General features: G+C 39.4%; 13 protein-coding genes. 10 read left to right on the top strand and 3 right to left on the bottom strand.

Annotation, left to right across the window (positions count from 1 at the left end; genetic code table 11):
• Positions 1–10: 10 nt before the first annotated feature.
• From ACLPIE_RS18310 to ACLPIE_RS18300, 3 genes are all read right to left on the bottom strand, one after another.
• Positions 11–787, bottom strand: a complete 777-nt coding sequence (locus tag ACLPIE_RS18310) for a MurR/RpiR family transcriptional regulator (RefSeq protein WP_430263136.1) — start codon at positions 785–787, stop codon at positions 11–13.
• A 108-nt stretch (positions 788–895) separates the two neighbouring features.
• The gene (locus tag ACLPIE_RS18305) at positions 896–2257 is read right to left on the bottom strand and encodes a 6-phospho-alpha-glucosidase (RefSeq protein WP_430263135.1); all 1362 of its coding nucleotides are present in this window, start codon (positions 2255–2257) and stop codon (positions 896–898) included.
• A 14-nt stretch (positions 2258–2271) separates the two neighbouring features.
• Positions 2272–3849 carry a PTS transporter subunit EIIC gene (locus tag ACLPIE_RS18300; RefSeq protein WP_430263134.1) on the bottom strand — a complete coding sequence of 526 codons (1578 nt, stop codon included), beginning with the start codon at positions 3847–3849 and terminating at the stop codon, positions 2272–2274.
• Between the two features lie 500 nt (positions 3850–4349).
• Here ACLPIE_RS18300 and ACLPIE_RS18295 point away from each other — a divergent pair, with 500 nt between their 5' ends.
• The 10 genes from ACLPIE_RS18295 to ACLPIE_RS18250 all read left to right on the top strand — a co-directional run bounded on the left by ACLPIE_RS18295 (position 4350) and on the right by ACLPIE_RS18250 (position 15630).
• Positions 4350–5660, top strand: a complete 1311-nt coding sequence (locus ACLPIE_RS18295; RefSeq protein ID WP_430263133.1) for a hypothetical protein — start codon at positions 4350–4352, stop codon at positions 5658–5660.
• 1508 nt (positions 5661–7168) lie between these two features.
• Positions 7169–7720: a fimbrial protein gene (locus tag ACLPIE_RS18290; RefSeq protein WP_430263131.1), complete on the top strand. Its 552-nt coding sequence runs from the start codon at positions 7169–7171 to the stop codon at positions 7718–7720.
• An 81-nt stretch (positions 7721–7801) separates the two neighbouring features.
• Complete coding sequence (locus ACLPIE_RS18285) at positions 7802–8527, top strand: fimbrial biogenesis chaperone (RefSeq protein ID WP_430263130.1); 726 nt, start codon at positions 7802–7804, stop codon at positions 8525–8527.
• Positions 8511–9065: a fimbrial protein gene (locus tag ACLPIE_RS18280; RefSeq protein WP_430263129.1), complete on the top strand. Its 555-nt coding sequence runs from the start codon at positions 8511–8513 to the stop codon at positions 9063–9065. Before ACLPIE_RS18285 ends, ACLPIE_RS18280 begins: the two co-directional genes overlap by 17 nt.
• A gap of 19 nt (positions 9066–9084) precedes the next feature.
• Entirely contained in the window at positions 9085–9663 is a 579-nt protein-coding gene (locus tag ACLPIE_RS18275; protein WP_430263128.1) for a fimbrial protein, read from the top strand.
• 79 nt (positions 9664–9742) lie between these two features.
• Positions 9743–10267, top strand: coding sequence for a fimbrial protein (locus ACLPIE_RS18270; protein WP_430263126.1), 525 nt, complete (start codon positions 9743–9745; stop codon positions 10265–10267).
• A 12-nt stretch (positions 10268–10279) separates the two neighbouring features.
• Positions 10280–11032, top strand: a complete 753-nt coding sequence (locus ACLPIE_RS18265; protein WP_430263125.1) for a fimbrial biogenesis chaperone — start codon at positions 10280–10282, stop codon at positions 11030–11032.
• A 4-nt stretch (positions 11033–11036) separates the two neighbouring features.
• A complete protein-coding gene (locus ACLPIE_RS18260; protein WP_430263124.1) occupies positions 11037–11780 on the top strand; it encodes a fimbrial biogenesis chaperone in 744 nt (247 codons plus the stop codon).
• Between the two features lie 85 nt (positions 11781–11865).
• A complete protein-coding gene (locus tag ACLPIE_RS18255; protein WP_430263123.1) occupies positions 11866–14484 on the top strand; it encodes a fimbria/pilus outer membrane usher protein in 2619 nt (872 codons plus the stop codon).
• A gap of 15 nt (positions 14485–14499) precedes the next feature.
• Complete coding sequence (locus ACLPIE_RS18250; protein ID WP_430263122.1) at positions 14500–15630, top strand: hypothetical protein; 1131 nt, start codon at positions 14500–14502, stop codon at positions 15628–15630.
• Positions 15631–15959 lie beyond the last annotated feature (329 nt).

The raw sequence follows: 15959 nt of genomic DNA, 5'->3' as shown, positions 1-15959 counted from the left end.
ATCGGATAAATTAAAATCGCTGAGCACGACTAAGTAACAAATCAATAATTAAGACAAGATTTGATTCAAAAGACGAGCTCTCGATAGTATCACAATGGTAATTCACTGCGTCATCGTAAATGGGAAAGTGAATATCAGCAAATTCAGCTAATGGATTAGCACTTGCTCGAGTAAAGGCAATAACCTTCATACCAATGCTTTTTGCTATTTTTGCTTTTTCAACAACTTGTTCTGTTTCCCCACTACGCGATATTGCAATAAAAACCGTATAGCGTGAGGCATTATTCATGAAGATATTTTTACTATCACTAAGGCCTGAAAGAAATGCATCTTTACCAATTAGTTGTAACCGCTTACTGATATATTCTGAAAATATATGAGAAAAACCAGCCCCATAAATAAAAAATGAGTTCTTACTGTTAATCAAATCAGCAAAAGCTTGTCTTCGTTCTTCTGAAATTAACGTAAAAGTTTTTAGGTAATTTGTCAGAAACTGATCAAAAAGAGGCTCTGCTACCTCATTTTCATCACTTTTCAGTTGATGTTTTTTTTTAGGCGTGGATAACAACTGTTTGCAATAATAAACCAGCTCACTATAACCAGAAAAACCTAATTTCTGACAAAGTCGCATAATAGTCGTTGTTGAAACAAAATTAGCTTGAGCCAGTTCTCTAATAGTCAGTTTCCCAACTTGAGCCGGATTATCAATTAAATAGGAAAGTATGCGATATTCTGCACGGGTTAATTCTGTTGCTCTGGATAGTAAAGATGATAATCGTGCCGACATACCTGCTACCTTATTGATACATCGTCCTTACCAACATAAAAGGAAAATGCTGTTCTGAGGATAGAACAGCATTCTTATTCAATTATTCATAAACAGCAAGTCTTGAGATCAAACAGACTTACCATTTACATAAGCTTTACGTAATTCGGGCCAATACTCACGATTTGCTTCAATCATATCATCCAGAATATTCTTAGCGTGGATCACACTTGGCACCGTTTTATTCAGTGTAAATGCCTCAAGCGCTTTTTCGTAGCTACCCTCTAGCGTTGCTTCTACCAGCAATTGTTCTGATGCCAGCTGTTGCTCTAATAAAGTCCGATGAAAACGTGGAATATCGCCAACACGAATAGGTTCTGGTCCATGAGAAGTGATATAGGCAGGTACTTCAACCATTGCATCATAAGGTAAATCAGCAATCGCACCTTTATTCTCAACAATCACTAAATGGCGCTGGCGTAAATCAAAAGCTAATGAACATGCCACATCAACAATAAAAGCACCGTGCACACCAACGTGGAAAGCATCCGGTAAAATACCCGTCTCTTTATATTCACGCGCAGCTTCAAACAGTCGTTTTTCACGACCATCCATGACTTCATTTGCGCGAGTGTAATCAGGGTCTTGATGCTCAACGATATAGTTTGGCATCAAGTAATACTGTAAATATGGGTTTGGAATATATTCAGGAAATGCTTCCATTAATGGCTGAATATGACGCCATGTTTTTACCCATGAAGGATCTGAGTGTTGTGGATCAGTTTGAGCTGCATCTTCTGTTAAAAGACCAAACTTAGCGATATGTTCACGTAGTTCAGGCAGTTTCTCTTCACCTTTTACCCGTACAGATGTGAACCAACCAAAATGATTTAGACCAAAATAGTCCACATCTAAATCATGTCGGTCAACATTTAATACAGCGGCCATATTACGCATTGCCGCAACTGGCATATCACAGATATTCAATACACGAGCATTGGGACGTAAGCGACGTACACCTTCCGCTACAATCGCAGCTGGATTTGAATAGTTTACAATCCATGCTTTAGGGGACGCGTATTCCTCAACTAAATCAATTAGCTCAACCATAGGTAAAATAGTACGTAAACCGTAAGCAAGCCCCCCCGGCCCACAGGTCTCTTGCCCTACAACACCATGACTCAATGGAATTTTTTCATCCTGTTCACGCATTTTGTATTGACCCACTCGCATTTGAGCAAACACAAAGTGGGCACCATCAAACGCAGTCTTTGCATCCGTTGTCACCGTAAATTTAATGGTAGCACTATGATCTCGAATCACTTTTTCAACTACAGGTGCAATAGTTTCTTGACGCTCTTTATCGATATCATATAAACGAATTTCACTCAGAGGGAAATCCTCTAAACGTACCATTAAGCTTTTTACAATTCCCGGTGTATAAGTACTTCCGCCGCCTGCAATACTTAAGATAAAGGGTGATTTAGTCATCTTTCTTTCTCCTATTAAAGTGCGGCTTCGACCGCTTCACGCATTTTTTTCACATGTAATCCATAAACGACTTGAACATTATTACCGTGGCGTACAACGCCTTTAGCTCCGGTCTTTTTCAATATATCCTCATGAATTCCATCAATATTTTTAACAATAACTCTTAAGCGGGTATAACAATTATCAACGGCTTCGATATTGTCACGTCCACCGAGTCCTTCAATAATTTCTTCGCCTAACTCATTGATAGTTTGAGTAGTGGCTTCTGCATCAGTAGCGGCTTCTGTTTTTTTCTTGTAATCGTCTTTGCTGTATAAACGTGTCTCTTCATCATCATCTTCACGGCCAGGTGTTTTAAGATTTAGTTTTAAAATCAAGGTTCTAAAAATAATGAAATAGAGAACGGACATGATCAAACCCACCACGATATACATAGGCCAATTTGATTTTTCAGTGCCTAGCGGTAAGTTATATAAAATGAAGTCAATAACACCGTTCGCGCCAATCGCATGAACGCCTAATAAATAGAACAGCATCATGCCAATACCCGTTAATATGGCGTGAACTAAAAACAGAACAGGTGCAACAAATAGAAAGGAAAACTCAAGAGGCTCTGTCACGCCTAACAAAAAAGAGGTTGCCGCAGCAGGAATTAAAATCGCCTTCGCTATCTGTTTTTTCTCTTTTTTGGCCACAGAAATCATGGCAGCCGCCGCGGCAGTTAAACCAAACATTTTAGTAATACCGCGCGCATCCCAAATAACAGTGCGACTGAGTTGTTTAACTTCCGGACAAGCCATTTCAGCAAAGTAAATGTTTCTTGCCCCTTGGTAAGTTGTGCCACATACATCAGCGACGCCACCTAATTCGGTATACAAAAATGGGGTATAAACTAAATGGTGTAATCCCGTTGGGATAAGAATACGTTCTAAGAATCCATAAATTAGCGCTCCAAAAGCACCAGAGTCATGAATAACGAGCGCCATTTTAGTAATACCCGCTTGAGCAAAAGGCCATACTTCACACATTAAAACAGCCAATGCAATGGTAAATGGAATAGCAATAATGGCGACAAAGCAATGACCGGAATAAATTGCCATAATGCCGTTAAACTGACGGCCTGAATAACGGTTATACAGCCATCCAGATATCGCTCCAGTTAAAATACCAGCAAATACCCCCATTTCTAGGACTTGGACACCGAGTACCATACCTTGACCGGCGGCTCGCATCTCTTCTGCACTCACCAATTTACCTTGTAGCGTTAGCGTAATGTTCATCGCATTCGTAAAAATGACAAACACAACTAAGCCAATTAAACCTGCGTAGCCTTTATCTTTTTTTGCTAAACCAACAGGAATACCTACAGCAAAAATCAGTGCGAGATTAACTAAAATAGCAACTGCCGATTTTGCGAGTAATTGTCCAATATTTTGAATGATAGGGTGATTTAAAAACGGAATATATTCTGCAAGATTGCCATTGCCAAAAACATTACCTAAAGCGATATATAAACCGACAATCGGTAATATCAAGACGGGTCCATATAAGGATTTACCAAACGCTTGTAGGGCATTAATGAGTTTTTTCATACGGTATCTCGTTGTTGTTTTCTTACACTCATTTCCATGACAGCATCCTGCTCTAGCATAAAATAAAAAGCAATTTATCCACTTAATTTAGAAACGGATCACTTCGAAAGTAACATGTTACTTTTTTTATTGTGAGCCAACGCATAGTGAATATTCAGACAAATAAAAGATTTTTTCAAAAATAAGCAGAAGAAAAAGAACAATCGTGTGGTACTACAGTTTTAGTCTTCATCTCATCACTAATCATCTAGAAAATTATCATATAGAGAGATAATAGGGCTTCAAGTAATGGATTACGCCAATTTCATGTGAATTATTTGAATATTCTGTATTTAATGGTAACCATTAATGATGTTAATATATAACCAGTACACAACTGAGGAAAAATGTATAATCTAGTCAAGTCTCAGTGAGTGTGGTACACAAGCTTTGCTTATTTAGTGTGTTTATAATAATTCAGTTATTCAAGTACAAATCATCTAAAAATAGAGACCATTTAAATGCTGATAAAGCCTAAAAAATTCAACGTTAATTATATCCAGTATGATACACAAACTGTTTATAAAGATTCTATTATCCGAGTTATCACTTCAAAAGAAATATTCTTCTTTTATCATTCACAGTTTCAAAATACAGATAAATTTTTAACTCACTTAAAGAGTGGTGAAGAGCTGATTATTGCAGGACATAAATTAAAGAATGGTGGGTATTGGCTCCATTGGGTGATTTCAGATGAAAATAATGAGTTAAAACCCAATAAAATACAGGAAGATAGCAGAGACAGCATTAAATACATAATTTATAGTTCAATTGCTATCTTTTTCACTTTTTTAATGATTATTGATGGTTTAAACTCACCTTATATTGTTATACTTTTTCTTTTATCTATTTTCTTTTGTGGTTTTTCTATAAAAAATTTAATACAAACTGCTTTGTCACCATTAAACGCCTCACTAATTATGTATCAAGAGGAGAAAAATCTTATAATAAACAAGGGGGATTTTAATTATAAGGCATATATTTTCATAAAAAATCATGGTAAAAAAATAGCTTTATTAATAAATAAACTTTCATTTAGAGTTCATAATAAGTTTATTTCAGAAAGTGATTTTAATATTGTCATTGATGATCCCGAAAGAATTGGCGTTCACTTAGATAAATTTAATGTCAAAAGTAGAGAGACAAAAAACAACCTAGAAATAACTCATGTTAACACTCTTAAAATAAACAAGAAAACTCAAATCTATAATAATTTACATTTAATTGGTGATGGTGAAAAAAATTATTATTGTAAGACACATAATAGTTATTTATCTCAATTCGTTATTACTAAATTTTCTCACCCTTTTTTTATTGCTTTAGGTGATAAAATTGAAATTATAAGTAATATCAAAGATAACCAAATTATAGGGCTTTATAATCAAAAAGATAACTCAGCTTATCTCATCAAGCCAAAAAAACATATAAATTACAATGAAAAAACAACGCCTATGATAATAACATCTTGCGTGGCTATTTTTATATTATCATACATTCCTATTTTTTTATTTTTATACCTTTTAAAAGTGAATTACATAGCATTACTGTTATTAATCCCTACTTGCTTGTTTGTTCCATTATTAATTCTTTCTCTATATCTAATCAAAAAGTCACTATATTTTTCATCCAATCGATTAGACAAGTACCTATTAGTACAAAATTATTTACAGTATCAGTTAAACCGAAATAACAGTCATAATAAGGTAAATATTATTCTTAACAATGAAAAATTTTTAGGGTTTGATACTGTTATTATAGATGATACAAATTAAAACTATAGTGGCGAAAAGCACTGAAGATGATCTGGGTAATACTTATGTTAAATAATATTACTCGACCCACTATTCGATATAAAAATAAAGCTAATGATTGGTGAAGATCCGCAAACTCAATTGTGGGTCGTGTATTCAAAATAAAGATCATTATAATAGGTCTTACTCGCGTTCAATAAATACCCAATGATCTTATCGGTGTATCAAAAAACCACATTGAACCTAGAAAATCAAATCAGCCACTGGCGAAAGGTCTTCTTACTTTGCCGGCCAAATGATATGCGCAATAATTCATTTTAGACAAGACTCCCAGGTATACTTGATGTTTCTTGTTACCCACAAAGACCATTACTCATCGATTTTGTCTATCAATCTCACTACAGTCAGTTTTTATCTTACAGACCAATCACCGGTTTGAGCCCCCCTAAATTACGACTTTGAATTTATAATTTAAATATTTTGATATATATCGATGCCGGAGTTAAGAAAAGAGAAAATAGTTATTGAAAAAATCAGTCAAGGCTTTTGGAAAAAGAGTGTTGTTCGTTGCGGATCGTTAATATATAAATTACACGTAATACGTTAATATATAAAATAAAACCAAATAAAGTATATCTTTCTCTTTTCAAGCGCATTTTCAATACAATAACCTTTCTAATTGTAACTAAATGAAAATAAATAATGCATTTTAACGTTATTTAATCACTGTTTTTTGAATTATTTAAATTATCCTGATTAAATTAATTTATAACTGAATTTACAAGTTAACTCATAACCTATTGTTTTTAAGTGAAATACTATATATTCTTTTTAAGATGTTAGTATAAACAACTAACATTAATAGATTGAAGCTATTATTTTAAATACATCAATGGTTATAATCACTTTTACAGGTTGTTACATACGGCCTATTATCATTACGTATAAAAAGAGTATTATATAGGTATTAATACTCACAACTAAAGTTAACACCTATAATATAAATTCCATATGCAGGTGGTTGATATTATAGGTCACGTTTTAAAATGACTTTTGGCATGAAGCTGTAAGATCTAATTGATTAATAAATAACAAAAAGAGGCTTTCATGAATAAATCCAAAAAAAACTCTTTAGAGTATAACAAAATAATATTCAGCAATATTTTCGACTATAAACACAGTAATACCCATCCAACACTGAATCGGCTAACTGACATATTTTTTATACTCAAAACAACTCTAAAGACATATTCATACCAGAAGAATCGTTATTCTAGCTTTGCTGACAGCAAAAATATACTGCCAGTGTTTAAGATGGAAAATAGTATCAATTAATCATTCCATGGTAATGGCACTATGTTCCATAACTGATATTTACCACCGAGTGTCAGTGAAATTATGTTTGTTGTATAAAAACATCAACATAATCAAACAAAAGCTATGACAGTAATACCATAGTATTCATTAAGGAGCACTGATGGTTATTTTGTCATGGGCACGTTTTTATTACTATCAAATAGGAATTAAATATGATGTTTAAAACTAAATTACTTTCAACTGCCTTAGTTGTAGGTCTGTCTGCGGCAAGTATGAATGTGCTCGCGGCACCATCTTCAGAAGTGACTTTACAAGGTATTCTGACTGATACTACCTGTAATGTGACTATCAATGGTGGTAAATCCGTACTAAACGTTGGTGTATTCAACACAACTGTTAGCGGTTCAGAGGTAGGAGCTTCATTCACTGCCGCAAATACTATCACTAAACAGCAAGTCGACTTGCCTGTTACCCTGACTAATTGCGCTAAAGGCCAAGCTGGTAACCTGATCATCCAAGGAATCACTTCTATCGGTAACAACGAACAGAACGTGTTTGTTTCTAATGACGCACAAACTGTCGGCTTCATTATTCAAGATGCTGGTGGCAAAGACATCGTCAATGGTAAAGGTGTTCCTTCTCCATTAGGTGCAGATGACACTACTGGCCAGTACACATTCAAAGTCGGTATGGCTACGACCAATACTACACCTAAAGCAGATGCATACAGTGCACCAATTGTAGTTGCGTTTCTTTCTAACTAATTGCTTTAACGGCAATTAACTACGTGGCAGTACAGTTTTATTGTGCTGCCTTCATCTCATCAATTACCTGACGGAAAATACATGGAAAAAATGACTCTTTTCAGATATGCACTCACTAGTCTGTTATTCGTATCCGCAACTTCAGTAGCAGGGATAGCCATCAACAGTACCCGTGTTATTTTTCAAGCTTCGGATAATAAGACAGGAGTAAGTGTTGGTATTGCCAGTTCATCCAATTCACTGACACCGTATCTTATTAAAGCTCAGGTACTGAAAACACCTTCTGGTGTACAAACAGATGTACCATTCTTAGTCACACCGTCACTGTTCCGCCTTGAACCTGGCAATACCAACCAAGTGCGGATTATGAAAAAAAACATGGCTCTACCACAAGATAAAGAGTCTGTATTTTATCTGCGTGCCATAGCAACACCTTCAGGTGAAAAAAATAATGGTCAGCAGGACAATAATATTGGCGGCACAATACAGATATCAACGGCCAATATTATTAAACTATTTTATCGCCCTGCTGGGCTGAAAATGAAACCACAGCAGGCCATGCAATCATTACAGTTTTCAGCTGACGGAAACGGGCTAAAAGTTACAAACGCCTCCCCTTATTACGTCACTTTGAATTCCCTGACGGTCGGTGGGCGTAAAGTGCCAATGAGCGTCAGTGCCGGCAATACCATGATTTCCCCAATGAGTAGCAATGTATACCCCGGCGCGCCACATCAGGGCAGCGTTGAATGGGAAGCCATTAATGACTACGGGGGCACGGAGGCTTTTCATGGGCAGATACGCTAATTGGCTGTCTAGCCTATTTGTGATGTTATGCTGCCTGTCTCCAGTAGGCCAAGCCGCGGAAACAACCGAGATATCCGCTATCATTTCTGATGATATTGGCTGTAGCATGGATATTCCGTCGGTATTACAGTTCACACCTCAGCGAACCAATGACTTTATCGGGACACTGAAAACATTCGAAATTAAGCCATTACAGGCCATTTTCAAGTGTAAAGACAAAACAGGGAAACTAACACCCAAAATTACGTTACTCGGCAATACACCATACAGTACAGATACCATTTTTCTTGACGGTACGCCAAATAGTGCTGGGTTTATGCTGCGGTTGTATGATGGAACCATCCCTTCCCTGAATGATTTCTATGACACAAGCAAGGCAATAGCACGCGGTAAACAAATCGCCTTGACCCCACTGAATGCAGAAAACCATTTTCAAACAGAAGAGACTTTCCTTGTCGGACTGGTCGGTCCTGTAGATGGTCCAGCAATCTCGGGCAAATTTTCGGCAACACTAATTTTTAATCTTATATTTCAGTAAATTTTAAAGGTTATACATTATGTCACTGTTCAGAAAAATTACTTTTGCCTTTGGGTTGCCCATCATGATGAGTATTGCAACGACAAACAGTGCGATGGCAGCCGCCAACAACTTTACTGAATTTAGAGCCAAAATTGTCGGTGGTTCCTGTGATATTTCGGCACCACCTACTGTATCAGTGAATAAAGGTGCAACTATCCAGTCAGATCTAATTATTGCAGGTAACAGCCCAGTGGAACCGCTTGAACTGACCATTTCGGGTTGCAAAGGGTATGGCCTAACACCCGTTATCACTTTGGAAGGCAATGTGGATAGAGCCACCGGTAAGCCGTTGTTTCTAGCACCAAGCAGTAGCACCAAAGGCTATGGTATTTTGCTCACTTTTGATGGTAACGATAATTTTAAAGCAAGCACCAATCTTGCCGAAGATATGAAGCTCACTGCGGCGGATAAACCATGGTCAACGACAATGGCATCCGAATTAAATGGAAAAGTTACGTTAAATACGGCCGTCAGTTGCGGGAACTGCGCAGCAATTGCAGATATTCAAGGTGGTGAACTGAAAGCTAATGTCACCTTTAAATTTGCTTATAACTGATCGTTTCTGAGGTTACAGGTTCACTATGAAAATAAACAATATCTATAAGACGTTAGCCTTGACAACAGGACTGCTTCCGGTGTTTTTTCAGATAGCAACGGCAGAAAGCATCTCCCAATCAATTGATTTTCAGGCTACTTTTTATGGGGGTAGCTGCGAAATTAAAGCTCCGCCGCAACTGCCTTATAACCAAGGTAACCCAATCCCTGATGACTCAATTCCTGGTGATGCCCGTTTCCGCCAGTCCTCTATCCAACTGATTGGTTGTCAAGGTTATTTTCTAACACCCAGAATTCAAGTGACTGGCAATACAATAACCACCAGTGATGGTACAAAATTATATGCCGATACAAGTAGTACCAGCAAAGGTTATGGCGTTCGCCTATCAATAGAGGGTAATAACAACTTTAATCCCAACAGTAATACTGCCGAAAATAACATCATCAGTGTCAAAAGCTGGCCGACAAATGGCGGAAATCCAGCGTCGCTGAACGGCTGGTTAACGTTCAAAGGTTATCTCTCCTGTGGCGCCTGCACACCAGGTCCCGACTTACAGAATGGGGAGCTCATAGCCACTGTGACATTTAACTTTTTATATGATTGACCCGGAGCTACGATGAAGATCTCACTTTTGCCCCGCACACTTTTTTTGGTAACTACACTTGTTATTCTATCATTACAGCCTGCTGTACAAGCAGCAGAAGGCGGAGTACGTCTGGCCCAAACCCGTGTTATTTTTAATGCAAAAAACAAAAATGCTAATGCGGTTATCAAAAATAATAGCCCTCAGGTTTATCTGATCAAAACAGATATAATGAATACACCTGATGGGAACAATCCTGCTTTGCCAGCCGCTCCCTTTATCGTCACGCCACCGATATTTCGGCTAGAAAAAGACAATCAGGCCACCGTTCTCATTGCCCGTAATGGTACTTCAGCGTTACCTTCCGACAGAGAATCTGTATTTTGGTTGAGTTTTCTTGCTATTCCCTCAATAACGAAAAATGGGGATACGCCAGATAATATGACCAGTGCGCAGGTCTCTATCGGCATCCGTAATGTCATTAAGTTATTTTACCGTCCCACAGGGCTTTCCCCCTCCTTTGAACAGTCACAAGGAAAACTGACATTTCGCCGTGATGGGCACGATGTCTTGGTGAATAACCCAACACCATATTTCCTGACATTAGCAACACTTTCATTTAATGACAGAGCGGTCAATCTTCAGGAACACAATCCGATGATAGCCCCTTTTTCATCTAAAACTTTCCCGACCGAAGGTGCGGCATCACAGGCTCAGTGGGCAGTGATCACCGATTACGGAGATATAGGGACAATATACTCAGCCGCTATCAAGGCCGGAGAGTAATATCATGCGCCGCTATTTACTGAATTTACTGAATATCATTCCCCTACTGTTTATTGTTACTACTGTACAGGCGGGGAATCTATCACAGGAACAAGATGGCATTACGCTTAATAATACGCGCGTTATTTACCCGGGGGATGCACGTAACGGCATTACTTACACGTTAACGAATAACACACCACGCCCGTATTTACTGCAATCACGAATACTTCCTTATGATGACAGCACAGTAGAAAATAAAGCAGAAGAAGAGAAAACAGTCCCTTTCGTTGTTCTACCACCGTTAACGCGTTTTGAGCCGGATACCGCACTAACACTTAGGATCCGCTTGATACAAAAGACTCTACCACAAGATAGAGAGTCTGTTTTTCTGCTCGTGCTGAATGCAATTCCATCACAAGAAGAAAACAGTGAACAAACCCGTCTTATTATGAGTACACAGAATAATTTAAAGCTATTTTACCGCCCCGCTGGTTTACCAGCGATTAGTGAAACAGCACGTACGGAACTACCTGTATTTCAGCGCAATGGTAATACGCTGACGGTCAAAAACCCATCACCGTTTTATATCACTTTCAGCTCTTTATCAGTCGGAAACACGAATATTGACCTACATAATACGCGGATGGTAGCGCCATTTTCTGAACTGTCATGGCCATTACCTGCCAGTGTCTCCGGTACTTTGCGCTGGCAACTAATAACAGATGATGGCAGCTCGAGTGAAACAGTCATTCGTTCTATTGAGTGACTGACTATAAGAAAAAATAAAAATAGTTAATAACCCGTCGTAAATATAACGGGAGGAGCCCTGCATAGCAGGACAGAGGAAATCAATGAAAATACCTCATAAAACAAATTATATGGCACCACAGCGCCGATATTTTCGCTACCGCCCGCTGGCATGGCTGTTGCTTATGATGACTACACCTATCATGGCTGACGACTATTTTGATCCTGGCTTCTTAGATATTGCCGGTGATAGCTCGAATGTTGATTTATCTGCCTTTTCTCAAGTCGGTAGTATCGCAGAAGGTGAATATACCGTTTCTGTATTTGTTAATCAGCAGGATACAGGGCAGTACACAATCAACTTTGTCAAAAATGCACAAGGGCAAGTAGTACCTGAAATGACCCCTGAACAACTGGAAAGCTGGGGGGTAAATGTTACTCAGGTTCCAGAATTAAAATCACTGCCCAGAGATGTGCCATTGACAAATTTAAGTACGTTGATCCCAGATGCTTCAGCACATTTGGATCTTGCTCATTTGCGCCTAAACCTCAGTATCCCACAGGTTGCTATGCAGCAATCTCTTAACCGTAATGCCGATCCTGCATTATGGGATGACGGTATTCCTGCGCTAATGATGAACTATAACCTCAGTGCTGGACGGACAACTAACAGCTATGATGGCGGCGAAAAGACGCACAATGACAACCTATTCGCCTCTGTTCGTGCCGGTGCAAACTTGGGTCCTTGGCGCTTACGTAGCACCATCACTCATACCCGTTCCGAATACAGTGGTGGACAGAATGAATCCTCACAAAGTCAAAACCGTACATCCTTTACCAATACGTACCTCATGCGGGATATTCGTTCACTGCGTTCATCCTTGCAAATCGGGGAGACGACCACAGGTAGTGATGTACTTGATGGGTTTTCATTCCGCGGAGTGAAACTCAACTCCAATGAGCAGATGCTGCCAAGTCAGATGCGCGGATATGCTCCTGCGGTCAGTGGAGTTGCTAACAGTAATGCCCGTATTACCGTTCGCCAAAACGGTAATATCATTTATGAAACGTATGTCGCACCTGGTGCATTCTATATCAATGATATCCAGCAAGCAGGACTATCCGGTGATTACGATGTCACTGTGACTGAAGCTGATGGTACAGAACGCCAGTTTGTAGTCCCCTATTCTTCCCTACCTGTTATGTTACGCCCCGGCCGCTGGAAGTATGAAGTGGGAGCCGGACGTTATGAGGGTAGTGTGACTACCGATTCCCGTCGTTCTGATTTTATCCTCGGCACGGCGATTTACGGTCTTCACAACAACATGACTCTCTTCGGCGGTGCATTGATAGCCAAAGATTATCAGGCAGTGAACGCAGGTAGTGGTATCTCAATTGGTAATTTGGGAGCATTATCATTGGATGTTACTCATTCGTCGTCGAAATTTACTGGTAATGCTAATCAGAGTGATGAACGAAAAACCGGTCAGTCATACCGTATCCGTTATTCAAAAAGTGTAATGACAACCGGTACTTCGGTGGATTTGACCGCTCTGCGTTATTCGACCGAACATTTCTATAACTTTAGCGAGTTCAATAGTCAAGGATACCGTCTTGAAGACGGGGCCAGCCCATGGGCATTACAACGCCGCCACACTAGTTTTCAAACACAACTAAGTCAGCAGATGGGAGAGTACGGCTCACTACATTTTCGTGCTAATCGAGATGATTTTTGGGGAAGTAATCGTAAATTGATAGGGTTATCCTTAGGATACAGCAACAGTATTAAGAGTATCAGCTATGGCGTGAACTATAATATTGACCGAGTCAAAGATAGCAATAGCAGCTGGCCAGAAAACCGTCAATTATCACTGAATATCAGTATACCGTTCAGTGCGCTAAGCGCAGATCAAGATATGCAGTCCTTTTATGCTACCTACTCAATTACACATGACAACTCTGGCAGAACCCAAAACAACACTGGCGTGAGTGGCGGTTTTCTGGATAACAGACTTTCTTTCGGTGCAACACAAAGCTGGGGGAACAAAGATCAAGTGTCCAACACAACGCTGAACACTGGCTGGGAGGGTGATAGAGGTAGTATTAGTGGTGGTTATAGCTACAGCAATAAAACACAGGCAATTAATATGAATGCCTCCGGCGGGGTACTCGTTCACCAAGCAGGAATTACATTCAGCCGCTCAATGGGAGACTCCGTTGCCCTGATCAGTGCGCCAAATGCAGATGGTGTCTCCGTCAACGGTGGCAGTGCAGTTACTGATAGCCGAGGTTATGCTGTCGCACCTTATTTATCTAACTACAACAAAAACAGTATTGGATTAGACCCGTCTACTCTCCCGGAAGATGTAGATTTGGTGCAATCTAATGTCAACGTCTATCCAACTCAAGGGGCGGTCGTTAAAGCTAATTTCGCTACCAAAGTCGGATATCAGGCACTAATAACGTTAAAACATGACAAGGAAAATGTCCCATTCGGCGCTATTGCGACCCTGATGGATGAAGAACCTGGCGAGTTGAACACTGGGATTGTTGGCGATTCAGGTCAAGTATACCTTACAGGTTTACCGGAAACCGGTACATTGCAGGTCAAATGGGGAGAATCAGCAGCCCAGCAGTGTCGGGTCAGTTTTGACCTGAGCCAGTTGACCACTAGCGATGATATGCCAATTCGCATGGCAACATATAAATGTATAAGCAATTGATATAGAGGATTGGATATGTCCGACTTTCTTAAAAAAACAAGCATTTTGAAAAAAAAATATTATATTGCCATGCTCATTATTAGCTTCAGCGGAGCGGCATCTGCAGCAGTAACCATACCAAATGGGCCATATGCTGTAGAAGGTGGCATTGTATGGTCTGGAACTTTAAATGAAAGTCTTTCATCCGCTGATGCTACATGGCAGGATGGAACCCCTGCCTCCCCCTCAGGAGAGTTTCAATATAATGCTGCGAGCCTGTGGGCATCCTATTTTGGCGTCGGCCAGCAAGGCCCGTATATTTGGGACTGCCGGTCAACAGGGCAATTGAATTTAGCTAAATCCAGTGATGGGTTATATACCGGAATACGATTAGCTGATGATGTGTTGTTGGTACTTAGCGGGAAAGCGACTGGAGTATTGGGCAGCTATTCAGGATCAGGAACTTGGAGTGAACAGGGTGATTTTGTCTCATCTTCATTACCCAGCCAAAGCGTTAGCTGGTGTGCCGCAGCAACTGCATCAACTAATTACACCGCAAGCAACAGTTCTGCTAATTTTAATGGCAAGGTGTCTTTATATGTCGGTAAAAATGCAAGACCAGGTACCGTCACAATACCTAACATATTGCTATTTAAGGGATTTGCCAACGCAGTAGCAGCAAGACGTACTTTAGTAAGCACATCAACGGTGCAAATCTTCCAACCTAGGAAATGCACTGTAAACACAGACAATACGATTATCTTTCCACCTGTAGATGTCACATCTACCGTAGACGGACAAGTTTTAGCCAATAAGACAGGTAATTTAACCATTAATTGTAACGATACAAGTAATGCTCCTGTCACCGTTGAAATACAAGGGCCACGAGGTAGATATACTGATAGCATGGCGTTAACCATGACTGACGGCACTAATGCACCAGCAGAAGTCCGAGGATTTATCGGTACAGGTATCCCGCTTACAGGTCAATGCAACGGCCGTCTTGAGGGTCATTACGGTGTTGTTTTTTTTGTTCCGAACGGAGGACTAGAAAAGAAATCACTCAAACCAGGTACCAACAATTATAACTGGGTATTATGTAGTATGGGCATATATAAAACTGGTCAAGCCAAGGCTACCGCCAAAATGATTGTCAGCTGGGATTAATATCAGAGCCTAATAAAACTGTAGAAGTTTATAGCTTATCATTAAGCAAAATCTAATAGGTATAAAATAGGTATAAATAAGTCAAAGTGGCCTTGAGTTCGAAGCAAAAATTGGAATAGTCAAAACTTACTATTGAAGAAGAGTACAGCGATATCTGAGTTGAAAAATACCGGGGCGGGTAAGTCTGCTATATCGAGATGAAAGCAACAATATCTTGCTGAGCTAAAAGGAAATATGCATGAAAAATCAAAAGCTCCGCCCCCAAACAACGACGTTACCGACAGAAAATGCATACACGCCGTCATACAGAAAACACGAAGCGAAATAAT

Origin of the sequence: Providencia sp. Me31A (assembly GCF_050487165.1) — a bacterium.
Taxonomy (GTDB): Bacteria; Pseudomonadota; Gammaproteobacteria; order Enterobacterales; family Enterobacteriaceae; genus Providencia.
Note: the sequence above shows the minus strand (reverse complement) of the source record. Positions and strands in the feature narration are given on the sequence as shown.

What these genes read in the sequence shown, in the direction of transcription:
- ACLPIE_RS18310 (WP_430263136.1), bottom strand. Translation starts at nt 787, where the DNA reads ATGTCGGCACGATTATCATCTTTACTATCCAGAGCAACAGAATTAACC.
- ACLPIE_RS18305 (WP_430263135.1), bottom strand. Translation starts at nt 2,257, where the DNA reads ATGACTAAATCACCCTTTATCTTAAGTATTGCAGGCGGCGGAAGTACT.
- ACLPIE_RS18300 (WP_430263134.1), bottom strand. Translation starts at nt 3,849, where the DNA reads ATGAAAAAACTCATTAATGCCCTACAAGCGTTTGGTAAATCCTTATAT.
- ACLPIE_RS18295 (WP_430263133.1), top strand. Translation starts at nt 4,350, where the DNA reads ATGCTGATAAAGCCTAAAAAATTCAACGTTAATTATATCCAGTATGAT.
- ACLPIE_RS18290 (WP_430263131.1), top strand. Translation starts at nt 7,169, where the DNA reads ATGATGTTTAAAACTAAATTACTTTCAACTGCCTTAGTTGTAGGTCTG.
- ACLPIE_RS18285 (WP_430263130.1), top strand. Translation starts at nt 7,802, where the DNA reads ATGGAAAAAATGACTCTTTTCAGATATGCACTCACTAGTCTGTTATTC.
- ACLPIE_RS18280 (WP_430263129.1), top strand. Translation starts at nt 8,511, where the DNA reads ATGGGCAGATACGCTAATTGGCTGTCTAGCCTATTTGTGATGTTATGC.
- ACLPIE_RS18275 (WP_430263128.1), top strand. Translation starts at nt 9,085, where the DNA reads ATGTCACTGTTCAGAAAAATTACTTTTGCCTTTGGGTTGCCCATCATG.
- ACLPIE_RS18265 (WP_430263125.1), top strand. Translation starts at nt 10,280, where the DNA reads ATGAAGATCTCACTTTTGCCCCGCACACTTTTTTTGGTAACTACACTT.
- ACLPIE_RS18260 (WP_430263124.1), top strand. Translation starts at nt 11,037, where the DNA reads ATGCGCCGCTATTTACTGAATTTACTGAATATCATTCCCCTACTGTTT.
- ACLPIE_RS18255 (WP_430263123.1), top strand. Translation starts at nt 11,866, where the DNA reads ATGAAAATACCTCATAAAACAAATTATATGGCACCACAGCGCCGATAT.
- ACLPIE_RS18250 (WP_430263122.1), top strand. Translation starts at nt 14,500, where the DNA reads ATGTCCGACTTTCTTAAAAAAACAAGCATTTTGAAAAAAAAATATTAT.